Source organism: Cryobacterium lyxosi (genome assembly GCF_004403345.1).
In the GTDB taxonomy this organism is placed as follows: Bacteria; Actinomycetota; Actinomycetes; order Actinomycetales; family Microbacteriaceae; genus Cryobacterium; species Cryobacterium lyxosi.
This window is the reverse complement of record NZ_SOGT01000012.1, coordinates 175,456-199,773: the sequence shown is the minus strand read 5'-3', so window position 1 is coordinate 199,773 and position 24,318 is coordinate 175,456. Positions and strand designations below refer to the sequence as shown.

The window sequence follows — 24,318 nt, the reverse complement described above, 5'->3', positions numbered from 1 at the left end:
TGTCGCGGCTTGGTAACGACTCGCGCGCGCACCCACAATGCTCATCCGCGCACCGTCACATTGGGTAACGTGGATCGCACCACGCCCGTGCGATCTCGCTGGGCAGCACCCTGGAGGTCCTCTTGACAATTTCGACCCGTAAGGCCGCACTTGCCGGTCTTGCAATGTTCGGTACCGTGGCGATGCTGGCCGCCTGTGCTCAGGCGCCCGCTACGACCGACAACACCAACTCTGCCGCCGCCAGCGACTTTCTGCCCTGCATCGTGTCCGACTTCGGAGGCTTCGACGACAAGTCGTTCAACCAGTCGAGCTTTGAGGGCATAAGCCAGGCCGCCGACGAAATCGGCGTGGAGTTCAAGCAGGCGGAATCCAAGTCGGCCGACCAGTACGTGAGCAACGTGAGCAGCATGGTCGATCAGGGCTGCAACTTCATCCTCGACGTAGGGTTTGCGCTGGCCAACGCCACCCGCGATGCGGCCAAAGCCAACCCCGACGTGCAGTTTGCGCTGATCGACTCGGCGATCTCCAACGATGACTTCAGTCCGCTCGTGCTCGACAACGTGAAGCCGGTGCTCTACGACACCGCCCAGGCCGCCTACCTCGCGGGCTACCTCGCCGCCGGCACCACCAAGACCGGAACCGTCGGCACCTACGGCGGACAGCAGTTCCCCTCCGTCACCATCTTCATGGACGGCTTCGTCGACGGCGTCGCGCACTACAACGAGGTCAAGGGCGCAGACGTCAAGGTTCTCGGCTGGGACAAGGCCGCGCAAGCGGGCTTGTTTGCAGGCAGCTTCGACGACATCGCCAAGGGCAAGACCATCAGCCAGGGCCTCATCGACGCGGGCGCTGACATCATCCTGCCCGTCGCCGGACCGCTCTTCCAGGGCACCGCGCAGGCAATCCAAGATTCCGGCAAGGACGTCGCCATCATCGGCGTCGACTCCGACCTCTTCGAGACCTCGCCCGAGTTTGCCTCCATGTACCTCACCTCGGTCATGAAGCAGATGACGGATGCCGCCAAGAGGATCACCGTGGACGCCTCCAAGGGTGACTACACCTCGGAGGCCTACGTCGGCACCCTGGAGAACAAGGGAGTGCTCCTCGCGCCCCTGCACGAGTGGGAGTCCAAGGTCGACCCGGCAATCATGACCGAGATCGACGCCATTACCGCCGACATCATCAGCGGCGCGATCGTGGTCGAGTCACCCGCCACACCGAAGTAAAACACCGACGACGCCGGGGAGGACAGCTCACGCTGGCCTCCCCGGCGTCGTTCCGCGTTCCCGACCGCGGGTGCCGGTGCGACAGAGTCTCCTCGTCACCCGGCCCCGCTGAACTGAGTCGCCGCGTTGCTGGCGGCGTCCGCTCAATAGAATTGGACTCATGAAGCTCGAACTCCGCGGCATCACCAAGAGGTTCGGCGCCCTGGTTGCCAATGACCGAATCAGCCTCACCGTCGAGGCTGGTGAAATTCACGCGCTGCTCGGCGAGAACGGCGCCGGCAAATCCACCCTGATGAACGTGCTCTACGGCCTGTACCGGGCCGAAGAGGGCGAGATCCTGCTCGACGGTGTAGCCCAGCACTTCAGCGGGCCCGGAGACGCCATGAACGCGGGCATCGGGATGGTGCACCAGCATTTCATGCTCATCCCCGTCTTTACCGTCGCCGAGAACGTGATGCTCGGGCACGAGGAAACGCGCTCCGGCGGCCGCCTCGATCTTCCCGCCGCCCGCAAGCGCGTGCGTGAGATCTCGGAACGGTTCGGATTCGACGTTGACCCCGACGCGCTCGTGGAAGACCTGCCCGTTGGCGTGCAGCAGCGGGTAGAGATCATCAAAGCGCTCTCCCGGGACGCGAAGGTGCTCGTTTTCGACGAGCCCACTGCCGTGCTCACCCCGCAGGAGACCGACGAGCTCATGGCGATCATGCGCCAGTTGAAGCGCACGGGCACGTCCATCGTCTTCATTACGCACAAACTGCGGGAAGTGCGCGAAGTCGCCGACCGTATCACGGTCATCCGCCTCGGCGCGGTCGTGGGCGAAGCCAGCCCTACCGCGAGCAACGAGGAACTGGCCATGCTGATGGTGGGCCGCGCGGTCGACCTCACCGTGGAGAAGACCGAGGCCGCGCCCGGTGAGGCGGCCCTGGTCGTGACCAACCTCACGGTGCACGATGCGCTGGGCCACGTCGTCGTCGACGATGTGAGCTTCACGGTCGCTGTCGGCGAGATCCTCGCCATTGCCGGGGTGCAGGGAAACGGCCAGACTGAACTGACCGAGGCCCTGATGGGGCTCCAGCCGCGGGTCACCGGCGGGATCACCCTCGACGGCGTAAGCCTGCGCGGCCGCACGGTACGCCAAGTGCTCGATGCCGGCGTTGGCTTCGTGCCGGAGGACCGAACCGAAGATGGCCTGGTCGGCGAGTTCACCATTGCCGAGAACCTCATGCTCGACCGCTCGCACACCGAGCCGTTCGTCAAGCGTTTCAACGTACAGCTCGAGTACCTCTCCCGCTTCGCCACCGAGAAAGTCGCCGAGTTCGACGTGCGGTCGCAGGGAATCGACACTCCCGTCGCTCGGCTCTCCGGCGGCAACCAGCAGAAGGTCGTGCTCGCCCGCGAGCTCAGCCGCTCCCTGCGCCTGTTCATCGCCGCCCAGCCCACCCGTGGGCTTGACGTGGGTTCCATCGAGTTCGTGCACGATCGCATCGTTGCCACCCGGGATGCGGGCACGCCGGTCATCGTGATCTCCACCGAGCTCGACGAGGTGGCGGCACTGGCCGACCGCATCATGGTTATGTACCGCGGTCGCATCGTCGGTATCGTGCCCGGCCTGACCCCTCGCTCCGTGCTCGGGCTCATGATGGCCGGCGAAGTGCCCAACCCGGCCGGTCCCACGAATACGCCCGACACCGACACGCCACGTACAGAAGGAGCTGCCGCATGAGCGACAGTCAGACTCCCGCCCCGAGCACCCCAGCAGCAGGCACTCCCGACTCCACGACGCGCGGCCCAGCTCCCCACACGCCGGAACAGTCTCGCTGGCACAACGCATTCCGGGAAATCACCACGGGGAGCGCCCTCATCTCGGTGCTCGCCGTCCTGCTCGCACTCGTGGTGGGCGCGGTGATGATCGCGTTCACCAATAAAGACGTGCAGGCCGCGTCCGGCTACTTTTTCTCGCGCCCCGCTGATACCGTCTCCGCCATCTGGCAGGCCGTGAGCGGTGCGTACTCCGCCCTGTTCCAAGGGTCGATTTACAACTTTCGCCGCCCCGATTTCGCCGACGGCATCAAGCCCCTCACGGAGACGCTCACCTTCGCCACGCCGCTGATCGCGGCGGGGCTCGGCGTGGCCCTCGGCTTCCGGGTGGGCTTGTTCAACATCGGTGGGCGCGGGCAGATGCTCATCGCCGCGGCCATTGGCGGCTGGGTAGCCTTCGCCGTGGACCTGCCCTACGGCATCCACCTCGTTGCCGCGCTTGTGGCTGGCATCCTCGGCGGCGCGCTCTGGGGCGGTCTGGTGGGCCTATTGAAGGCCCGTACCGGCGCCCACGAAGTGATCACGACCATCATGCTCAACTACGTTGCTTTCTACCTCGTCAGCTACCTCCTGCGCGACGGGTTTCTCAAGACACCCGGCTCGAACAACCCGCAGAGCCCCGCCACTCAACCGACCGCTATCTTTCCCGACCTGCTCGGACCAAACTACAATCTGCACTTCGGCTTCGTGCTGGTGATCGGTGCGACGGTGTTCACCTGGTGGCTGCTCAGCCGCTCCAACATTGGCTTCCAGTTTCGCGCCGTGGGTGAGAACCCCAACGCCGCGCGGGTCGCGGGCATCAGCGTGCAGCGCATGTACGTCTACGCCATGTTGTTCTCCGGTGGCCTCGTCGGGCTGGCCGGAATCAACCAGGTGCTCGGTACCACGACGAGCGGTTTCGGCGCCGGAATCGACTCCGGAATCGGCTTCGACGCGATCACGGTCGCCCTGCTCGGTCGTTCCAAACCGTGGGGTGTCTTCGCCGCCGGCATCCTCTTCGGTGCTTTCAAGGCCGGTGGGTTCTCGATGCAGGCCGCGGAGGGCGTGCCGATTGACATTGTGCTCGTGGTGCAGTCCCTCATCGTGCTCTTCATCGCCGCGCCGCCGCTCGTGCGCACTATCTTCCGTCTGCCCACACCCGGCGCCCTTCCCCGCCGCCAACGGCCCATCATCACCAAAGAGGCGGCAGCTAAATGAGCGTCATTGCCCCCAGCGTTCCACGCACCCCGTCAGCCCTGAGCGGGGACACGACCCTGGTGAGCTGGAAAGCACCGATCGCCCTCGCGATCTTCACGGCCCTCGGCATCCTGCTGCTCGTCGTTTTCGCCAGGGACGGGATAAGCACCATGCGTCTCTCGACCTCGACCGACCTCCTCCAGCTGCCCGAGGTCGAGCTGCCGACGCGGGCCACCGGCATCGTCGTCACCCTCATCCTCGCCCTGATCACCGGCTGGAGCTCGTGGCTCGTGCGCTCGTCGAAGAAGACGCCGATCTGGTCGATCAGTGTGTTCGCGTTCCTTTTCCTGGTCGGCTTTTTGGCCTGGGCATCCGCGGGAAACACCATCCCGGTTCCCGGCCTGTTGTTCGGCTCGCTCAGCCTCGCCGTTCCGCTGATCTTCGGCGCCCTTGGCGGAGTCATTTCTGAGCGCGTCGGCGTGGTCAATGTCGCTATCGAGGGCCAGCTGCTCGCCGGTGCTTTCACGTCAGCACTCGTGGCCTCGCTCACCGGTTCGGCCATCGCCGGCCTGTTCGCCGCCATGGCCGCCGGTGTGCTCGTTTCATTCGTGCTCGCTGCGTTCTCCATCAAGTATTTCGTCGACCAGGTTATTGTCGGTGTCGTGCTCAATGTGCTCGTCACGGGCTTCACCGGCTTTCTGTTCTCGCAGCTTCTGGCTCCGAACTCGGACCGGCTCAACCAGCCTCCGCGCTTCGACCGCATCAACATCCCGCTGCTGAGTGAAATCCCTGTTATCGGACCGGTGTTCTTTCGCCAGACGCTCATCGTGTACATCATGTACGTGGCCGTTGCGGCGGTGTATTACGGTATTTTCCACACCAAGTGGGGCCTGCGCCTCCGCGCCGTGGGGGAACATCCGCAGGCCGCCGATACCGTCGGCATCAATGTGGCGGCCACCCGCTTCTGGAACGTGTCGTTGGCCGGCGCCATCGCGGGTCTCGGTGGCGCCTACTTCACCCTGGGCTCGGTGGGAGCGTTTGGCAAGGAGATGACGGCCGGAGCCGGTTTCATCGCCCTCGCCGCGGTGATCTTCGGCCGCTGGGATCCCATCCGCGCCACCCTCGCCGCTCTGTTGTTCGGCTTCGCGAGCAATCTGCAGAACGTGCTGAGCATTATCGGTTCGCCCGTGCCGAGCGAGTTCATGCTCATGCTGCCCTACCTCGTGACGATATTTGCCGTGGCCGGCCTCGTAGGCAAGTCGCGGGGCCCGGCAGCATCCGGCAAACCGTATATAAAATCATGACCGGGGCCGACTTGGTCGACTGGGCCGCCCTGCGCGAGGTCGCCCTCGCCGCCATGAAGACGGCCTACGTGCCGTACTCGAAGTTTCCGGTCGGCGTCGCCGCGCTCGTCACAGACGGGCGAGTCATCAGCGGATGCAACGTGGAGAACGCCTCCTACGGCCTCACCCTCTGCGCCGAGTGCGGTCTGGTCTCGGCGCTGCACCTCAGCGGCGGCGGCCAGCTCGTCGCGTTCACCTGCGTCGACGGCAATGGCAACATCCTCATGCCGTGCGGTCGTTGCCGGCAGCTGCTCTACGAACACTCCGCTCCGGGCATGCTGCTCGAAACGGTGTCGGGGGTCAAGACCATCGACGAGGTGCTTCCGGATGCGTTCGGGCCTCGCCAACTCGCCGACTACCGCGCTGCCAAGGAGTCCACGCCATGACCGCCATCGAAGCGTTTGACGCCGTCGACCTCATTCACACCAAGCGCGATCGCGGTGAGCTCAGCGAGCCGCAGATCAACTGGCTCATCGACGCCTACACGCGTGGTTTTGTCGGCGACGAGCAGATGGCCGCCATGACCATGGCCATCTTTCTGAACGGCATGAGCCGTCACGAGATTCGCGCCCTCACCATGGCCATGCTCGCGAGCGGTGAACGCATGAGCTTCGATGGCCTCGGCAAGCCGACCACCGACAAGCACTCCACCGGCGGTGTCGGCGACAAGATCACCCTGCCGCTGATGCCGCTCGTCGCGGTGTTCGGCGCGGCCGTTCCACAGCTCTCCGGCCGTGGCCTCGGCCACACCGGCGGCACCCTCGACAAGCTCGAGTCCATACCGGGCTGGCGCGCCAACCTCACCAACATTGAGATGCGGAAGCAGTTGCAGGAGATCGGCGGCGTGGTGTGCGCGGCCGGCAGCGGCCTGGCCCCGGCCGACGGCAAGCTCTACGCCCTGCGCGACATCACCGGCACGGTCGAGTCGATTCCGCTGATCGCGTCGTCGATCATGTCCAAGAAGATCGCCGAGGGCACCCGTGCGCTCGTGCTCGACGTGAAGTTCGGCTCCGGCGCCTTTCTCAAAGACATCGAGCGGTCGCGGGAACTGGCCCGCACGATGGTGGAGCTCGGCGAAGATGCCGGGGTGGCGACATCCGCTCTGCTGACCAACATGAACGTGCCGCTGGGACGTGCGATCGGTAACGCCAACGAGGTGCGTGAGTCGGTCGAGGTGCTCGCCGGCGGCGGACCTTCCGACGTGGTCGAGCTCACGGTGGCTCTCGCCGAGGAGATGCTGTCCCTGGCCGGAATCACCGGCGTCGACGTGGGAGCAGCCCTCACGGACGGCCGGGCCATGGATAAGTGGCGTGCGGTGATTCGGGCGCAGGGCGGCGACCCGGATGCCGCACTGCCGGTCGCCCGCGAAACCCACGTCGTGCTCGCCGAGAGGAGCGGCGTGCTGGTCGAACAGCAGGCACTGCCCTTCGGCATCGGCGCCTGGCGGCTCGGGGCTGGCCGGGCGCGCAAGCAGGATCCCGTGCAGCATGCCGCCGGAATCGACCTGCACGCCAAGCCCGGTGACACCGTCGTCGAAGGCCAGCCGCTCTTCACCCTCAGTGCGGACGAGCCGGCGCGGTTCGCCCGGGCGCTCGAGGCCGTTGCTGGTGCCTGGCGCATCGATGATCCGGGGGAGCCCGTGCACACCGGCGGTCCGCTGATCGCGGAGCGCATCGGGAGTCGGTAGCACAGCGTCACCCGCGTGCCCGGCGCCCTCTCGCGCACCAGTGGTGGCGCGAGGTGCCATCTCTGGCCCCTTGATCTTGGTGAGGTGCCACTTTTGGCCCCATGGTGAGCTTTCATGGGGCTAAAGGTGGCATCTCGCCTGGGTCGGGCAGTGCTCATGGGGCTAAAGGTGGCATCTCGCCTGGGTCGGGCAGTGCTCATGGGGCTAAAGGTGGCATCTCGCGTGGCTCACGCGAGGTTGCCGGGCGAGATCGCAGAGGACTGCCTGCAACCCTGTGGATAACTGCCGGGCCGGCCGCCGACCGTGGCACTGTCAGGCCATGCATATCCAAACTTCCCTCCCTCCCGGCTTCGAGTCCGGAGCGTTCACCTGTGCCGAGGCGCTGGCAGCGGCCATCTCGGCTAAGCGCCTACGGTCGCGCGATGTTGATCATCCGTTCTGGGGAATCTGCGTTGCGGGTGGCAGCGTTCAGAACCTGCAAGACCGTTGCCGGGCATTTCAACAACGGATGCCTGCAGGCGCCTTTTTCAGCCATGCCACTGCTGCCCGCCTGTACGGGGTACCTCTGCCAGCAGGACTCGAGGCTGACCTGCGTATCCACGTAACAGTGGTGGACCCGGATCGGGCTCCGCGAGCAGCGGGCGTCATCGGACATCATGTGGCGAATCTTCCTGGAGTGGGCACCGTCGGCGGGATTCCGGTGCTCGCGCCGATTTCGGCGTGGTGCCAGTTGGCATCCGTTCTGGAATTGAACGATCTGGTGGCCGCTGGAGATCATCTACTGCGCGCCGAGCTTGGACTTGCGACGGCCGTGGAGATCGCCGCGCGGGTTGCGCAGTACGCGGGGCATCGGGGCGCCCTGCGATTGCGCGCGGCTGAGGCACTGATTCGGCCTCGCGTTGAATCCAGGCGGGAAACTTTCCTGCGCCTGTTTCTTCTGATGTGTGAGTTTCCTGAACCGGAAACAAACATGGATATTCCACTGCCGCTCGGTAAGCGACGCGTGCGCGGCGACCTCGTCTACTTTCGCTATAAGGTTTTGGTGGAATACGACGGGGAGCAGCACCGCACCGACGACGTGCAGTACAACCGCGATGCCGAACGCCTGCACGATCTGCGTGAGGCGGGCTGGCTGGTGATCACGGTGCGGAAGGGGTCGTCGAAGGAATGGGTGCGTGATGCCGTTGATGCGGCGCTGCGGTCGCGAGGGTGGCGCCCGTAGCTTCGCCGCCGTCACAAAACGGGGCGCCTGTGCCTAAGCTGGGGGCATGCAAACACGCACTCTCGGAAGAACCGGCCGCACCGTTTCTGTCATGGGCCTCGGCACCTGGCAGCTCGGGGGTGACTGGGGCGCCGTGACTGACGCCGATGGGGTTGCTGTGCTCGCGGCATCCGTTGATGCCGGAATCACCTTCTTCGACACAGCGGATGTCTACGGTGACGGCCGCAGCGAGCGTTTGATCGGGCAGTTTCTTGCGAATGACGCTTCCGGTGCTGAAATCACCGTCGCCACCAAAATGGGTCGCCGGGTCGAGCAGCTGCCGGAGAATTTCGTGCTGGCCAATTTTCGCGAGTGGACCGACCGGTCGCGGACCAACCTCGGCATGGACACCCTCGACCTCGTGCAACTGCACTGCCCGCCAGGCGCGGTCTTTGAATCCGGTGAGGTCTACGACGCGCTCGACACCCTCGTTGGCGAGGGCGTCATCAAAAATTATGGTGTGAGCGTGGAGACCTGCGACCAGGCCCTCGCCGCGATCAGCCGCCCGGGCGTCGCCACGGTGCAGATCATCCTGAACGCTTTTCGGCTCAAGCCGCTCGACGAGGTGCTGCCGGCTGCGCGTGCCGCCGGAGTCGGTATCATCGCCCGGGTTCCGCTGGCCAGCGGGCTGCTGACCGGCAAATATTCCCGCGAGACCGTGTTCGCCGACAGCGACCACCGCAATTACAACCGCGACGGCAGCCACTTCGACGTCGGTGAGACCTTCTCCGGCGTCGACTTCGAGGTCGGCCTGCAGGCCGCCACCGAATTCGCTGCCCTGGCTCCGGCTGGCCTCACCCCGGCGCAGGCCGCACTGGCCTGGGTCGCCCAGATCGACGGCGTGAGCGCCGTCATCCCGGGAGCCCGCTCGGTCGCGCAAGCGCAGGCCAATGCCGCGGCCGGTATGGCCGAGCCGCTCGGCGTCGCCTTCAACGAGGGCGTTCAGGACATCTACGACCGGCTCCTGCGGGAGCAGATTCACCCGCGCTGGTGAATGCGACCGGCCCCGGGTTGAGGCCCGGGATCAGCTGGTCACTCCAATGCGTCAGAGTCGCGGCGGCTGTCGACAGGCCGGCTGCGGATCGATCGCACCTGCAGGCACGCAGCTCGCAGGCCGCGGAGTCAGCTGGTGGGCCACCGGCAGGATCATGGCTGCAGTCGCCGCGCATGACGTGATTCGGCAGAGCGGCGGGAGAACCACTAGCCGTGATGACCAAACCTTGCAATCCACTCTGAACGGAGTACGGTCCGTCTACGGGTTTTGATTCATTGTGTATCTCGTTTGGCTGGGGCCCGTTGTGCAGACCGGGAACCCCGTCACTGGTTCGATGCCCGTTGCAACATGGATCGATGAGCGGTCGGCCCTGCGACCACCTCCCGCGGTTCCGGGCTCGGCCCGCGGCCGCTCAGTCGAGGTCGTCGGGGTCCTTACCGGTGCGCTCGCCGCTGTCGAGTGCCGCAATCGCGGCAAGGTCCTGCGGGTCGAGCACAATGTCGAACACGTCAATGTTGGCGCGAATGCGGGCCGGTGTGACCGACTTGGGAATGACAATGTTGCCGAGCGACAGGTGCCAGGCGATCACGATCTGCGCCGCCGACTTGCCGTGCCTGGCGCCGATCGCGTCGAGGATCGGGTTGCCGATCGCGCGCCCTCGGGCCAGGGGTGACCACGCTTCGGTACGGATGCCGCGGGCCGCGTCGTACACGCGCACCTTGGTTTGCGGCAACCACGGGTGCAACTCCACTTGGTTGAGCACGGGCACGACCTCGGTCTCGGCCAGGAGCCGGTCGAGGTGGTGCGGGTGAAAATTGGAAACGCCGATCGAGCGGGCCCGGCCCGTGGCGCGGATCGCTTCGAGGGCGCGATAGGTGTCGACATAGCGGTTCTGCTTCGGGGCCGGCCAGTGGATCAGGTATAGGTCGACGTAGTCCAGGCCCAGCTTGGCGAGGCTCTCGTCGAAGGCTTTCAGGGTTTCGGCGTAGCCGTGGCGGTCATTCCAGACCTTGGTCGTCACGAATACGTCTTCCCGAGGCACGCCGGAACGCGTGAGTCCCTGCCCGACGCCGACCTCGTTCTCGTAGAGCGCGGCGGTGTCGACGTGACGGTACCCGGCGTCGAGCGCGACCTGCACGGTCTCGGCGGCCAGGTCATCCGCTACCTTGTACACCCCGAGACCGAGCTGGGGAATCAGGTGGCCGTCGTTGAGGGTGAGTGAGTTCATGCCTTCATGCTAGGAGAACTGGGCTAGGAAACCTGCACCTGAATGGGCTCGGTGTCGGGGATGGGGCTGATATCCCGGCCGCGCAGGTCGGGGTGCCAGCGGCGACCGAGTGCGGGAATGATGCAGCCGAGGGCGGCGAAGCCCGCTGCGACATAGATCGCGGAGACCGGTCCGGAGTGGTCGATGGAAAAGCCCGCGATGGCCGATCCCATAGCGGCGCCGATCAGCTGGCCGGTACCGACCCAGCCGTAGGCTTCGGCGGTGTCGCTGAACTTCACGCTCGCCGAGACGATGCCGAACAAGACCGCGAAGGCGGGAGCGATGCCGACCCCGGCCACGAGCAAGGCCAGGGACAGCCACCAGAAGGTGAGCCAGAGGCTCGCCAGGGCGAGTCCGATCGTGACGATCAGCATGCGGGCGGCCAGTGCCCACGGTCCGATCGGGGAATGGCCGAGCGCGAGCCCGCCGATCAGGGAGCCGATGGCGAAGATGCCCAGCACCCAGCCAGCGTCGGCGCTGCCGTGCCCGAACACCGCGACCACTCCGGCTTCGACGGCGGCGCAGGCGGCTACGAGGGTGAACCCGACGATAGTGCTGAGCAGCACTGCGGGCTTCTTCAGCACCACACCGAGCTTGCGGCGGCTGCGCGGAATGCGCACCCGCCCCACCTCCGGAAGGGAGACGAACCAGATTCCGCCCGCGACCAGAAAGAATGCGGCGAGCAGGATGCCCGCGGTCGTCGAAACCTGCAGCGCCACGAAGGTCGCGATGACGGGGCCGAGTACCCAGATGATCTCCTGTGCCGAGGCGTCGAGTGAGAACAGCGGGGTGAGCTGGCGAGAGTTGACGATTTTGGGATAAATGGTGCGCACGGCCGGCTGAATCGGCGGCGTTGACAGGCCGGCCACGAATCCGATGAGCATGAGGCTCAGCACCGACAGCGGAACCAGCGCCATGACGACGATCGACACCGCGCAGATGAACATGGTCGCGATGATCACCGGGCGCATGCCGAGCTGTCCCATCAGACGGCTGGTGAGGGGGCCCGCGATGGCCTGACCGATGCTCATTGCCCCGAGAACCAGCCCGGCAGCGCCGTAGGAATCAAAGATGTGCTCGATGTGAATGAGAAACGCGAGCGAGAGCATGCCGAACGGAAAACGGGCCGTCAGCTGCGCGCCGATCAGGCGGGACACGCCGGGTGTGCGCAGGAGCGTCCAGTAACTTTTCACAATGATTTCAGTCTAGAGTCGTGCGCGTCGAAAACCGGGGCGTCGCAACTGGGGCGATCAGACCGGGGCAGTGAAACCGGGGGAGACGGGTGGCCATGCTGGGTCCTTATGCAAAGCCCACTGTAAGGCAAGGCATGCCATACTTAGGTAATGCTTACCTTACCGATTCGGACCGGCTTGGGAGCCCGGGCGGTCACTGACCGCCCGGCTTACGGGCCCTACCGGGGCACCGTGGTCGGCATCCGCTCGCTGAGTGATCATTTCACCCGGGTGACGTTTTTCGGTGCGCAGTTCGATACTTTCGGCACTGCAGGGCTCGACCAGCGCATCAAAATAGTGTTGCCGCTGCCCGGCTGCGGCCTCTGTGATATCGGCGCAGATGATGATCGCGCCGGCGCCGACGGCACCTGGTATGACCGCTGGCGTGCGTTGCCCGACGCCGAACGTAACCCCCTTCGCACCTACACGATTCGAGCAGCGCGCCCCGAACAGCGCGAAATCGATGTGGATTTCGTGACCCACTCCGGACACGGCGCCCTCGGGCCGGCCGCGCGCTGGCTGCAGGCTGTGTCCATCGGGAGTGACGTTGTCATCGTCGGCCCCGACGAACGCAGCCCGGAGCGTGCGATCGGCCTCGACTGGCACCCGGCCCACGCGACCGACCTGCTGCTGGCCGGTGATGAATCGGCCGCCCCCGCTATCTGCAGCATCCTCGAGAGCCTGCCCGCTGGCCGTCGTGCCCGCGCCTTCATCGAAGTGCCTGTCGAAGCGGATGCTCTCCCCCTCGTGTTACCGACCGGTTGCGAGATCACGTGGCTGGCCCGCGACAAAGCGCCGCATGGAGAACGCCTGGATGAAGCCGTGCGCGACTGGGTCGCCGACAACGGCGCGCTCATCAATCTGGCGGTCGCCGCACACGCGCAGCCGCTCGCCGACGTCGACGTGGACTGCGACCCGCTCTGGGAATCACCGAACAACGGGAGCGGCACCGGTTTCTACGCCTGGCTTGCAGGCGAATCCGGCATGATCAAAGTGCTTCGACGTTTTCTGGTGAGCGAGACCGGCATCGACCGTTCACGGGTGGCTTTCATGGGTTACTGGCGGCTGGGCCGGTCCGCAGCTCAATGACCCTGGCTCTCGAACGACCTGCACCCGCTGCACCGGCGCCGGCCCGCGTTCACCCGCGTCGCGTCGTCATCGGCTTCATCATGGCCCTCGTGCTGCTGGGGCTCAGCATCGCCGCGTCACTCCTTGTCGGCACCCGCGAGATCTCCCCGGGCACCGTGTGGAGCGCGCTGTTCAACCCGAACCGCACCCTGACCGACCACACCGTCATCCTCGACCTGCGCGTGCCGCGCACGGTCGTGGGCCTACTGGCCGGCCTCGCCCTCGGCCTGGCCGGCGCCCTCATGCAGGGCGTCACCCGCAACCCGCTCGCCGACCCCGGCCTACTCGGCGTCAATGCCGGAGCCTCCCTGTTCGTCGTTGCCGGCATCGCCTGGTTCGGCGTGACGTCCTCGCTCGGCTACGTCTGGTTCGCCTTCGCCGGCGCCGCCGTTGCGGCAACGATCGTGTACCTGATCGGATCGCTCGGCCGTGAAGGCGCGACGCCGGTGAAGCTCGCCCTCGCCGGAACCGCGCTGACGGCAGCGTTCACCTCGCTCATCACGATCGTGCTAATGGCCGACTCCGAGGCTTTCGACCGCTACCGATTCTGGGCGGCCGGCTCACTCGTCGCCCGCGGCCTCGACGTCGCCCTGCCGTTGGCCCCGTTCATCCTGGTGGGGACGATTCTCGCCATCGTGGCGGCCCGCATGCTCAATACCCTCGCTCTCGGCGACGATCTCGCCCGTGGTCTCGGCCAGAATCTGGTCACTGCCCGCATCGTCTGCGCCGTCGCGATCGTTCTGCTGTGTGGCTCGGCGACCGCGATGGCCGGTCCGATCGTGTTCGTCGGCCTCGCCGTGCCGCACGTGGCCCGCTGGATCACCGGCCCCGACTACCGGCTCATCATCGCGTTCTCCGCTTTCTTCGGGCCCACCCTGCTCGTCACGGCGGACGTACTCGGCCGCATCATCGCCCAGCCGGGGGAGATCGAGGCCGGCCTCGTCGTCGCGTTCCTGGGGGCACCGGTACTAATCGCCCTGGTGCGCCGTGTGAAGCTGGCCGGTCTGTGATGACCACCCGCAGTAAAATACAAACGGATGTCGCGCCCCTCAGCTACGCGCGCGCCCGGCAGAGCAGGCGCGAGCGGCGGCTCGTGCTCGCGTTGCTCGGTGCCCTCGTTCTCGTGGCCGCCCTCAGCCTGGCGGTCGGCGCGTACTCGCTGAGCGTGCCCGACCTACTGCGCACCCTCACCGGTCAGGGCACCCAGAGCGAGAACTTCATCGTGCTCTCGCTGCGCTTACCCCGGCTGACCCTCGCCGTGCTGGTCGGGGTAGCGTTCGCGGTCTCCGGAGCGTTGTTCCAGACCGTGCTGCGCAATCCGCTCGCGAGCCCCGACATCATCGGGGTCACCGGGGGAGCGAGCGCCGCCGCGGTGTTCGGCATGCTCATCCTCGGTTTCGGAAGCGTCGCCACCTCCCTCGCTGCGTTTGCCGGCGCCATCATCGTTGCCTGCGCCATCTACCTGCTGGCGCGCCGCGGCGGCGTGGTCGGCTACCGCTTCGTGCTCATCGGCGTTGGCGTCGCGTTCATGGTGCAGGGCCTGCTCGGCTACTTATTGTCCCGCGCCGATCTCAACGACGCCCAGGGCGCCCTGCTCTGGTTGGTCGGCAGCGTCAGCGGCGCCGGATGGCACGACATCGCGGTCGTGGCCGTCGTGCTACTCGCGCTGCTGCCCGTCATTCGTATTCTGAGCGGCCGCCTGCGCGTACTGCAACTCGGCGATGACCTCGCCACGAGCCTCGGCGTTGGTGCCGAACACACCAGGCTCGTGCTGCTCGTGGTCGCTGTCGCGCTCGCCGCGACGGCGACCGCAGCTGTCGGACCGCTTGCCTTCGTGGCGTTCGTGGCGGCACCGATCGCCCGGCGCCTGCTCGGCACCGGCGGTCTGGCCCTGATCCCCACGGCGCTTATCGGAGCGCTCATCACGACCGTCGCCGACTTCACCGCCCAACACCTGCTGCCCGGGCAGCTCGAACTACCAGCCGGAATCATCACGGGAGCCATCGGCGCCCCGTACCTGCTCTGGCTGCTCGCCACCAGCAACACAACCGGAAAGAGCGCCTGATGACCCACCTACTGCGCGCCGAGAATGTCAGTCTCGGCTATGACCACACACCCATCATTGAAAACCTCGACCTTGAAATCGTTCAAGGTGCTGTCACGGTCATCGTCGGAGCCAACGCCTCGGGCAAATCCACCCTGCTCAAAGGTCTCGCGCGCCTGCTGAAACCGGATACCGGCCAGGTCACCCTGGGCGGGCGCAACATCGCCGCGCTCCCCGCAAAGAAGGTCGCGACCGTCGTGGGCCTGCTGCCGCAACAGCCCATCGCACCTGACGGCATCACCGTGGCAGACCTCATCAGCCGCGGCCGCTACCCGCACCAGGGGTGGTTTCGGCAGTGGTCGAGCACCGACGACGCGATCGTCGCCGCTGCAATGGCCGCCACCAACACTCACGAACTCGCCGCGCGCCGCCTCGAAGACCTCTCCGGCGGACAGCGCCAGCGCGTCTGGATCGCCATGGCGCTCGCGCAGGACCCCGAGATTCTGCTGCTCGACGAACCGACCACGTTTCTCGACGTGACCCACCAGATCGAGGTGCTCGACCTTCTGCTCGAGCGCAACCGTGAGCGCGGCACGACCGTCGTGATGGTGCTGCACGACCTCAACCTGGCCGCCCGCTACGCCGACCACCTCGTCGTCATGTGCGCCGGACGTATCGTGGCCAACGGAACGCCCGCCGAGACGCTCAACGCCGACATCGTGCGCAACGCCTTCGACCTCGACGCCACGATTGTGTCCGACCCGGTCTGCGGTGCGCCCATGGTCGTGCCGATCGGCCGGTTCCACGGACTTGTTCCGCCGGGCTCACCGAGGCTGAACGTCCCTGCTCTTCAGCGTCAGCACATCAGAAATTAGGTTAGGCTAACCTTATATTGGCGGGGCACTCTGTCGCCCGCTCCTGACGACTGGAGAAATTCGTGTCCCGACGCCTGACCGTCACGCTTGTTGCCGCAGCGAGCATCCTTGCCCTGGGCCTGAGTGGTTGCACGGCCGCCAACGATACGGCTGCCCCTGTCGACGCCGCGGCATCCGGCAGCTTTCCCGTCACCATCGAGCATGCCTTCGGTGAAACCACGATCGACTCGCAGCCCGCCCGCGTGGTGGCCTGGGGATGGGGCAGCGCCGACGACGCGATCGCGCTCGGCGTGATCCCGGTGGCTATCCCGTTCCAGAGCTACGGTGGCGACGAGAACGGCGTGCTGCCGTGGATCGGCGAGGCTCTCCAGGGTGAAAAGATGCCCCTCGTGCTGCCCGATACTCAGGAGCCGCCCTATGAAGACATCGCAGCAGCAGCCCCCGATGTGATTCTCGCCGCCTACTCCGGCATCACCGAGCAGGAATATGACCTGCTCAGCAAGATCGCCCCCGTTGTCGCCTACCCGGGCGACGCCTGGGCCACCCCGTGGCGCGATCTGATCGAGATCACCGGAACTGCGCTCGGCAAGACCGACGAAGCAACCGCCCTGCTCGCATCGATCGACACCGAAATCGCTGACCAGGCCGCCGCGCACCCCGAATTCGCCGGCAAGACCATCGCCCTCACGAGTGACAGCGCCGGCACCTTCTACGTCTACAAGAAGCACGACCCGCGCGTCGATTTCACCCTCGACCTCGGCTTCGTCAGCGCGCCCGCCGTCGATGAGCTCGCAACCGACGAGGCGAGCTTCTATTACACGCTCAGCTACGAACAGCTCGACCAGCTCGGCAGCGACCTGCTGGTGAACTTCGGTTCCACCCCGGAGGAATCCGACGCGTTCCTTGCCGCGAGCTACGCGCAGGCCATGCCGCAGGTGCAGGCCGGCACGGTCGCATCCCCGGTCGGCGCGGCCTTCATCGCCTCGGTCTCCCCTCCCACGGGTCTGTCGTTGTCCTGGGGCCTAAAAGACTACGTCGCGCTGCTCGCAGCCGCAGTCGAGTAGGACTGTTTTCGAAACGGATGCCGCAGCGCCGGCTTGCTGTGGCATCCGTTGGCCTCGGCTTCGACCAGCGACCCGGCGGCGTGTACAAAATGTTCGGTCTGCGGTGGGGCACGTTTCGTGCGATAGATCCGCCGCATCCGCTCGTCAAAATTTCACCGTGGGGTAAACGCTCGAATTTGCCGCGCCGCGCGTGCACTAAGCTCGATAGGTCTTACCCGCGTGTGGGTTCATCGGCGAACTCGCGCATTTTCGACCATCTAGAGAAGGAAGTGCCATGCGCGCACGATATTTTATTCCAGCATTCGCTGCCGTCGCCGTAGTGCTGCTGACCGGCTGTGTCGACAACTCCACTCCTGCAGCCACGACGACGCCCGATGCTGCAAGCACCATTGAAGCGGATCCCGCCGCGGTCGCGCTGCTCCCCGCGGACATCAAAAGTGCAGGGGTACTCGTCGTCGGAACGGACGCGGCCTACCCGCCGAACGAGTTCAAGGACCCGTCCGGTGCACCGATCGGCTGGGGTATCGAGCTCGCCGACGGCATCGCCGCCAAGCTCGGCCTCACCACCAAGTATCAGATCGCGTCGTTCGACACCATCATCCCGAGCATCACCGGTGGCACCGTCGACATTGGCGAATCCTCCTTCACCGACAACCTCGAGCGCGAGAAACAGGTTGACTTCGTCAACTACTACAACGCCGGAATTCTTTGGGCCGCGCCCGTTGGCAACACCGTCGACCCCGACAATGCCTGCGGTCTGACCGTCGCCGTGCAGGACAACACGGTTGAAGAGACCGACGAGCTGCCCGCCAAGAACGCGGCCTGCGTCGCCGCCGGCAAGGAGCCCATCGACGTGCTGCCCTACGGCTCCCAGGACGAAGCGACCAATGCGGTCGTGCTCGGCAAGGCCGATGCCCTCAGCGCCGACTCGCCGGTCACTCTCTACGCCATCAGCAAGGCCGACGGCGAGCTGGAGCCCGCCGGCGAGAGCTTCGACACGGCGCCGTACGGAATCACCGTCGACAAGGGATCCGAGCTGACGGCGGCCGTGCAGGCCGCCCTGCAGTCCATGGTCGATGACGGCTCCTACGGCAAGATCCTCGACGCGTGGGGTGTCGCCGATGGTGGCATCGACACCATCACGATCAACGTCGCCTCCAAAGGCTAGAAAGAGTAAGCGACCCACATCATGACTCACATGACCGAGACCGGCGTCGAGACCGAGCCCGGTATCAAGGCCATCCGCCTGCGCCACCCATGGCGCAACATCTTCGCGGTCGTGTTACTGCTCATCGTTGCGCTGTTCGTCGCCGATGCGGCGATGCGCCCGGCCTACGACTGGCCGGCGGTCGGCAAGTACCTGTTCGACCAGCGCATCTCGCAGGCGGCGTTCATTACCCTGCAACTGACGGTCTACTCCATGGTCATCGCGATCATCCTCGGAGTGACCCTCGCCATCATGCGGCTCTCACCCAACACGGTCGTCAGCAGTATCGCCTGGGTCTATCTCTGGATCTTCCGTGGTACCCCGGTGTACGTTCAACTCGCATTCTGGGGCCTGATCGGTACGATCTACCAGACCATCGACATCGGGTTGCCCTTCACCGAACCGTGGGTGTCTTTTCCGACCCGCGTCGCGCTGAGCGCGTTCATTCTCGCCATCGTGGGACTGGCCCTGAACGAGGCGGCCTATATGGCCGAGATTGTGCGCGCCGGCCTGCTCTCGGTCGACAGCGGGCAGGAAGAAGCGGCGACCGCGCTCGGTATGAGCTGGTTCCAGACCATGGTGCGCATCATCGTTCCCCAGTCGATGCGAGTGATCATTCCGCCGGCCGGCAACGAGGTCATCTCGATGCTCAAGACCACCTCGCTGGTGACGGCCATTCCGTTCACCCTCGAGCTCTACACACGTTCCCGCGACATCGCCGCAGTGACCTTCGAAACAGTGCCGATGCTCATCGTCGCGTCGATCTGGTACCTGTTCTTCACGTCTATTCTCATGGTCGGCCAGTACTTCCTCGAAAAGCGGTTCGCCCGCGGTATTGGCGACCGTCGCCCAGACAAGAAAGCGGATGACGCGGCCGCGTCGCTCACGGGGGCCACCCCGGTCGTCGGCAGCGGCCAACCCACCGTGGTGCTGCCCCCCACCGACCCGCCCCAGGGAGATCGCTGATGCTCGACACTCCCATGGTCGTCGCCGACCGCGTCTCCAAGAGCTTCGGCTCCAACGAGGTGCTCAAGAGCATCTCGCTCGAGGTCAAGCGCGGCGAGGTCATGTGCCTGGTCGGCCCCAGCGGTTCGGGCAAGTCCACCTTTCTGCGGTGCATCAACCATCTCGAAGTCGTCTCGTCCGGGCGGCTCAGCGTCGACGGAGAGCTCATCGGCTACCGCGAGACCAATGACAAGCTCTACGAGATGCACCCGAGGGAAGCGGCCCGGCAGCGCCGGGACATCGGCATGGTGTTCCAGCGGTTCAACCTGTTTCCACACATGACCGCTCTGGAGAACGTGATGGAGGCACCCATCCGGGTCAAGGGCCTGTCGAAGGCCGGGGTCGAGGCCAACGCCCGGGCTCTACTGGCACGGGTCGGTCTCGCCGAACGCGCTGACTACTACCCGGCGCACCTCTCCGGCGGCCAGCAGCAGCGGGTCGCGATCGCCCGCGCCCTGGCGATGGAGCCCAAGCTCATGCTGTTCGACGAGCCCACCAGCGCGCTCGACCCCGAGCTCGTCGGCGAGGTGCTCGACGTCATGCAGGGCCTGGCCCGCGACGGCATGACCATGATCGTGGTCACCCACGAGATGGGTTTCGCCCGCGAGGTCGCCGATTCGCTGGTCTTCATGGACGGCGGAGTCGTCGTCGAGAGCGGCGTGCCCACCGAGGTGCTCGCCAACCCGCAGCACCACCGCACCCAGGCCTTCCTTTCCAAGGTGCTCTAGCCCCGCACCCGCACCCGCACCACCGGACGGGGCCCGGGCCCCGTCCCCGGGCCCAGTTTATAGACTGGGCCCGGGTTCATAAGGTGGGCCTGGAGCGCGAACTATCCGGTGAGCGCCTTCTGAATGCGCTGCAGCGAGACGGGCTCCGCAGCCCTGAGCTCCTGCGCGAACAGGCTGATGCGCAGCTCCTCGATCAGCCAGCGGGCGCGCAGAACGGATGCCGCGGCATCCGCTTGGAGCGGCATGGTACCGCCAGCGTTCTCGAACCGGGTGGTGGCCGCCTGGGTTTCGTTCATCCAGACCCGGTCGCGGCTCGGGTTGTCGACGAGTTTGGGTACCCGGGCGCTGATGCCACCGAGGTAGCGCGGCAGGTGGCGCAGCTGGGCGAGACCGGTTTCGCTGACGAAGCCGGGATAGACCAGGGCGGTGAGCTGCTGGCGGGCATCGCTGATTCCCGGCAGCAGCGCCATGCTGGTTGCGGCCTTGAGCGCCTTATCAGCCAGGCGCTGCGCGGTGAGGATGCGGGCGACCAATCCGACCGTTTCGAACATGGAATCCATCACCACCCCGGACACCCGGTCACGGATGGTGTCGAACTCCGCCTTCATGAACACCTGGCCGTCGGGGCGCACCCGAAACAATACGTCGTCGACCGCGGCGGCCAGGCAATCCTCAAACAGGGCCTGCGTGGTTTTGTATGGGCTCGTCGCGAGGCTGAGCTTTTCGGCGGCGGTGAGGTGCTGCTGTACGTACGCGGCGGGTGACGGCGTCGCGAGCAGCAGCAGCCGGCGCACGCCGCGGGGCAGAGCGCGGGCCTGCTCCAGCTCGGTGCTCATCATGCGAATAGAAACGGATGCCCCATCATCGACGAGCGTCGGATACCCGCGAATCGTATTGTTACCCTGCTTGGTGTCCAGAAAGCGGGGGAGTTCACCGAGGTCCCAGGTCGTGAGGCCGCCGCGCTCGATCGCGTTGCTCGGCGCAGCGGCGCTCGTCGCCTTCGCGACGCTCTCGCGCACCCGGGTGCCAAGCCGGCGTTGCAGGTCGGCGAGGTCCTTGTCGGCGGCGACCGTGCGACCGCGCTCGTCGGTGACGACGAAGGTCATGCGCAGGTGCGCGGGAAGTCGGTCGAGCTCGAAATCGCGCATGCTGACCGGCACGTAGGTGAGTTTCTGAATCAGTGCCGCGAGCGTCTCGGCGAACGATGCTTCGGGCACCGCTGTCGGCAAGGCCTCGACGATGCCGGGCTCGCCGGGCAGTTCGCCCAGCAGCCGCGCGGCCCAGTCGGCAGCGGGGACGACATTACGCCGGATACTTTTCGGCAGCGACTTGATCATGGCCGTCACGAGTTCGGCGCGAAGGCCGGGCACCTGCCAGTCGAAACCGTTCGGTGACAGGCGGGCCAGTAACGCGAGCGGAATACGCACGGTCACTCCGTCATCTTCTTCGCCGGGCTCGAAGCGGTAACCAAGGTTCAGGCGCTGGTCGCCCTGCTGCCAGCTCGGCGGAAAGAGTCCCTCATCGATTTCGGGGGAGTCCTCGGCCACGAGGGCGTCGGCGGTCATCGTGAGCAGGTCGGGGGTGTCGAACCTGGCCGTACGCCACCAGCCCTCGAAGCTCTTGGTCGATGACACCTCGGCTGGAATACGACGCTGGTAGAAGTCGAAGACGGCTTCGTCATCAAAGAGGATGTCCCGGCGCCGGGTGCGTTCCTCCAGCTCGGCCAGTTCCTCCCGCAGCCGTGCATTTGCGCGTTCAAACGCCCACATGCCGGGGTCTCCCGTTTGGCCGGGCCGTCCGCCACGGCTCGCGCTCGAGCCGACGGCGGGCGCGCCGTCTGATCGGCCGGAACCGCGCCCACTCGACGCTGTGCCGCCATCGACCGAGATGCCGACGCGTTCGTTGCGCGACGGCCCGCGACCGCCGCGATCCGCTTCCTTCTCCGCCGCAGGCGATTGCGGCCCCGAGGCACGGTCCCACTCCCCGGCGACCAGCGCGTGCCGAATGAACAGCTCGCGGGCGTAGGCCGCGTCGATCCGCGAGAACTGCACCCGACGGCGCGCCACGATCGGCACGCCGTACAGCGTCACTCGTTCGTAGACCACGGCGGCGCCCTGCTTCATCTCCCAGTGCGGTTCGGAGTAGCTGCGCTTGCACAGGTTGCCGGCAAGCGGTTCCGCCCAGGCTGGATCGACGACCGCGTTCATGCGGGCGAACAGCCGGCTGGTCTCGACCAGTTCGGCGCTCATGACCGCGTTCGGCTGTTTCTTGGCCAGGGTCGATCCGGGAAAGAGCACAAAGCGCTGCGCTCGAGCGCCGACGTAGTCCTTCTTCGCGACGTCTTTCAGGCCGATGTGCGAGAGCAGCCCAGCGAGCAGCGAACGGTGGACGCCGTCGGGGTTCGCGCTCGGCTCACCGAGGTGCAGGCCGAGCGGCTTGGCCAGCTGGCGCAACTGCCGCAGCACGTCCTGCCACTCGCGCACGCGCAGGTAGTTGAGGTATTCGTTCTTGCACAGGCGTCGAAAGGCACTCGAACCCAGTTCGGACTGCTGCTTCTCGAGGTAGTTCCAGAGGTTGAGCAGGCTGAGAAAGTCGCTCGTGGGGTCGGCGAACCGGGCATGGAACTGGTCAGCCTGGGCGCGACGCTCGAGCGGGCGCTCCCGCGGGTCCTGGATGGTGAGTCCGGCCACGATCGCCATGACCTCCCGGCTGGTGCCCTGCGTCTTCGATTCGATCACCATGCGGCCAAAGCGCGGGTCGATCGGCAGTTGCGCGAGTTGCTGGCCGATACGGGTGAGGCGCGGGGTGGCCGGGCCGGTGGTGACGGCCGGCGCCGCGGCATCCGTTTCACCGCGGGCAGCGCCGCGACCGCTCTTGGTGCGCCCGGTGCCCGCGGCCTCGATGGCGCCGAGTTCGGCGAGCAGGTCAAGGCCGTCCTTGATATTGCGGCTGTCCGGCGGAGTCAGGAACGGGAACGAGGCGATGTCGCCGAGGCCGAGCGAGATCATCTGCAAAATGACGGCGGCGAGGTTCGTGCGCAAAATCTCGGGCTCGGTATATTCCGGGCGGCGCATATAGTCTTCTTCGGAGTACAGCCGAATCGCGATGCCGTCGCTGGTGCGCCCGCTGCGGCCGCTGCGTTGGTTACCGGAGGCCTGTGAGATCGCTTCGATCGGTAGTCGTTGCACCTTGGAGCGCACGCTGTAGCGGCTGATGCGCGCGGTTCCCGCGTCGATGACATAGCGGATGCCCGGCACGGTCAGGCTGGTTTCGGCCACGTTGGTCGCGAGCACGATGCGTCGTTTCACCCCCGCCACGGTCGACGGCTGGAACACCCGATGCTGGTCGGCCGACGACAGGCGGCCGTAAAGCGGCAACACCTCAGTCGGGTTACGGCTGGCCGAGGAGGCGTACTTGCCCTGCAGCGCGTCGGCAGCGTCGCGAATCTCGGTCTCGCCGGAAAGAAAGACGAGAACGTCGCCGTTCGACTCCCGTTCAAGCTCGTCAAGAGCCGCGGTGATGCCCTCGATGTAGTCGCGGTCAACCGGGGGAGCGGAGTCGGTCGTGTCGTCATCGTCGTCGATTGCCGGCTCGGCGACGAGTGGTCGGTAGCGAATTTCGACCGGAAAGGTGCGTCCAGACACTTCGACGACCGGTGCCGGGGTACCGTTGGCGGCGGCGAAGTGCTTCGCGAAACTGGCCGGGTCGATGGTGGCCGAGGTGATGATGAGCTTGAGATCGGGGCGTTTGGGCAGCAACTGCCGCAGGTAGCCGAGTAGAAAGTCGATGTTGAGGCTGCGTTCGTGCGCTTCGTCAATGATGATCGTGTCGTACTTGCGTAACATGCGGTCGCGGTGAATCTCATTCAAGAGGATGCCGTCGGTCATCAACTTGATGCGGGTGTCGGCGCCGACCTTGTCGGTGAACCGCACCTGGTAGCCGACCAGTTGCCCGACTTCCTGCCCGAGCTCCTCGGCGATCCGTTCGGCGATGGTGCGCGCGGCGAGCCGGCGCGGCTGGGTGTGGCCGATGTTCTTGCGGCCGAGCTCCAGACAGATCTTGGGCAACTGAGTGGTCTTGCCCGACCCGGTCGACCCGGCGACGATCACGACCTGGTTATCGCGAATCGCGCGGGCGATGTCGTCCCGACGCTGGCTGACCGGCAGTTCGGGCGGGAAGGTGATATTCAGCGTTTCCATGAAGACTTAATATTACGTCGGCTGCATCGCTGCTTTCGCGGTGAGTGAACATTAGGTGTTCACG

Annotated in this window: 19 protein-coding genes; 16 read left to right on the top strand and 3 right to left on the bottom strand. The window is 65.9% G+C overall.

Annotated features, from left to right (window positions below; all coding sequences use genetic code 11):
* The first annotated feature begins 122 nt into the window (after positions 1-122).
* From E3T27_RS10720 to E3T27_RS10685, 8 genes are all read left to right on the top strand, one after another.
* The gene (locus E3T27_RS10720) at positions 123-1,226 is read left to right on the top strand and encodes a BMP family lipoprotein (protein ID WP_104198266.1); all 1,104 of its coding nucleotides are present in this window, start codon (positions 123-125) and stop codon (positions 1,224-1,226) included.
* A 160-nt stretch (positions 1,227-1,386) separates the two neighbouring features.
* A complete protein-coding gene (locus tag E3T27_RS10715) occupies positions 1,387-2,949 on the top strand; it encodes an ABC transporter ATP-binding protein (RefSeq protein WP_134572686.1) in 1,563 nt (520 codons plus the stop codon).
* Entirely contained in the window at positions 2,946-4,241 is a 1,296-nt protein-coding gene (locus E3T27_RS10710) for an ABC transporter permease (RefSeq protein WP_104198264.1), read from the top strand. The genes E3T27_RS10715 and E3T27_RS10710 overlap by 4 nt, the downstream gene beginning before the upstream one ends.
* The gene (locus E3T27_RS10705) at positions 4,238-5,524 is read left to right on the top strand and encodes an ABC transporter permease (protein ID WP_134572684.1); all 1,287 of its coding nucleotides are present in this window, start codon (positions 4,238-4,240) and stop codon (positions 5,522-5,524) included. The genes E3T27_RS10710 and E3T27_RS10705 overlap by 4 nt, the downstream gene beginning before the upstream one ends.
* A complete protein-coding gene (locus tag E3T27_RS10700) occupies positions 5,521-5,949 on the top strand; it encodes a cytidine deaminase (RefSeq protein ID WP_134572682.1) in 429 nt (142 codons plus the stop codon). Before E3T27_RS10705 ends, E3T27_RS10700 begins: the two co-directional genes overlap by 4 nt.
* Positions 5,946-7,250, top strand: coding sequence for a thymidine phosphorylase (locus E3T27_RS10695; protein ID WP_104198261.1), 1,305 nt, complete (start codon positions 5,946-5,948; stop codon positions 7,248-7,250). The genes E3T27_RS10700 and E3T27_RS10695 overlap by 4 nt, the downstream gene beginning before the upstream one ends.
* Before the next feature lie 319 nt (positions 7,251-7,569).
* Positions 7,570-8,472 carry a hypothetical protein gene (locus tag E3T27_RS10690; protein WP_134572680.1) on the top strand — a complete coding sequence of 301 codons (903 nt, stop codon included), beginning with the start codon at positions 7,570-7,572 and terminating at the stop codon, positions 8,470-8,472.
* A gap of 46 nt (positions 8,473-8,518) precedes the next feature.
* Complete coding sequence (locus E3T27_RS10685) at positions 8,519-9,505, top strand: aldo/keto reductase (protein WP_134572679.1); 987 nt, start codon at positions 8,519-8,521, stop codon at positions 9,503-9,505.
* 412 nt (positions 9,506-9,917) lie between these two features.
* Here E3T27_RS10685 and E3T27_RS10680 read toward each other — a convergent pair whose 3' ends face one another.
* Both E3T27_RS10680 and E3T27_RS10675 read right to left on the bottom strand, forming a co-directional pair.
* Positions 9,918-10,733, bottom strand: coding sequence for an aldo/keto reductase (locus E3T27_RS10680; protein ID WP_134545867.1), 816 nt, complete (start codon positions 10,731-10,733; stop codon positions 9,918-9,920).
* A gap of 23 nt (positions 10,734-10,756) precedes the next feature.
* Positions 10,757-11,965, bottom strand: a complete 1,209-nt coding sequence (locus E3T27_RS10675) for an MFS transporter (RefSeq protein ID WP_134572677.1) — start codon at positions 11,963-11,965, stop codon at positions 10,757-10,759.
* Positions 11,966-12,115: 150 nt separating this feature from the next.
* On the opposite strand from E3T27_RS10675, the gene E3T27_RS10670 reads away from it, so the two are divergent.
* From E3T27_RS10670 to E3T27_RS10635, 8 genes are all read left to right on the top strand, one after another.
* Positions 12,116-13,093, top strand: coding sequence for a siderophore-interacting protein (locus E3T27_RS10670; protein ID WP_134572675.1), 978 nt, complete (start codon positions 12,116-12,118; stop codon positions 13,091-13,093).
* A complete protein-coding gene (locus E3T27_RS10665; RefSeq protein WP_134572673.1) occupies positions 13,090-14,142 on the top strand; it encodes a FecCD family ABC transporter permease in 1,053 nt (350 codons plus the stop codon). The genes E3T27_RS10670 and E3T27_RS10665 overlap by 4 nt, the downstream gene beginning before the upstream one ends.
* On the top strand, positions 14,142-15,197 hold the full coding sequence (locus E3T27_RS10660) for a FecCD family ABC transporter permease (RefSeq protein ID WP_134573016.1): 1,056 nt from the start codon (positions 14,142-14,144) through the stop codon (positions 15,195-15,197). Before E3T27_RS10665 ends, E3T27_RS10660 begins: the two co-directional genes overlap by 1 nt.
* The gene (locus E3T27_RS10655) at positions 15,197-16,051 is read left to right on the top strand and encodes an ABC transporter ATP-binding protein (RefSeq protein WP_104198253.1); all 855 of its coding nucleotides are present in this window, start codon (positions 15,197-15,199) and stop codon (positions 16,049-16,051) included. Before E3T27_RS10660 ends, E3T27_RS10655 begins: the two co-directional genes overlap by 1 nt.
* A 62-nt stretch (positions 16,052-16,113) precedes the next feature.
* Positions 16,114-17,115 (top strand): iron-siderophore ABC transporter substrate-binding protein, encoded by a 1,002-nt coding sequence (locus E3T27_RS10650; RefSeq protein ID WP_134572671.1) that lies wholly within the window; start codon positions 16,114-16,116, stop codon positions 17,113-17,115.
* Positions 17,116-17,389: 274 nt separating this feature from the next.
* Entirely contained in the window at positions 17,390-18,283 is an 894-nt protein-coding gene (locus tag E3T27_RS10645) for an ABC transporter substrate-binding protein (RefSeq protein ID WP_134572669.1), read from the top strand.
* A 21-nt stretch (positions 18,284-18,304) separates the two neighbouring features.
* Positions 18,305-19,288 carry an amino acid ABC transporter permease gene (locus E3T27_RS10640; protein WP_369831173.1) on the top strand — a complete coding sequence of 328 codons (984 nt, stop codon included), beginning with the start codon at positions 18,305-18,307 and terminating at the stop codon, positions 19,286-19,288.
* On the top strand, positions 19,288-20,055 hold the full coding sequence (locus E3T27_RS10635) for an amino acid ABC transporter ATP-binding protein (protein ID WP_104198249.1): 768 nt from the start codon (positions 19,288-19,290) through the stop codon (positions 20,053-20,055). The genes E3T27_RS10640 and E3T27_RS10635 overlap by 1 nt, the downstream gene beginning before the upstream one ends.
* Before the next feature lie 101 nt (positions 20,056-20,156).
* On the opposite strand, the gene hrpA is transcribed toward E3T27_RS10635, so the two are convergent.
* Positions 20,157-24,254 (bottom strand): ATP-dependent RNA helicase HrpA, encoded by a 4,098-nt coding sequence (hrpA, locus tag E3T27_RS16995; protein ID WP_241992217.1) that lies wholly within the window; start codon positions 24,252-24,254, stop codon positions 20,157-20,159.
* Between the last annotated feature and the right edge of the window lie 64 nt (positions 24,255-24,318).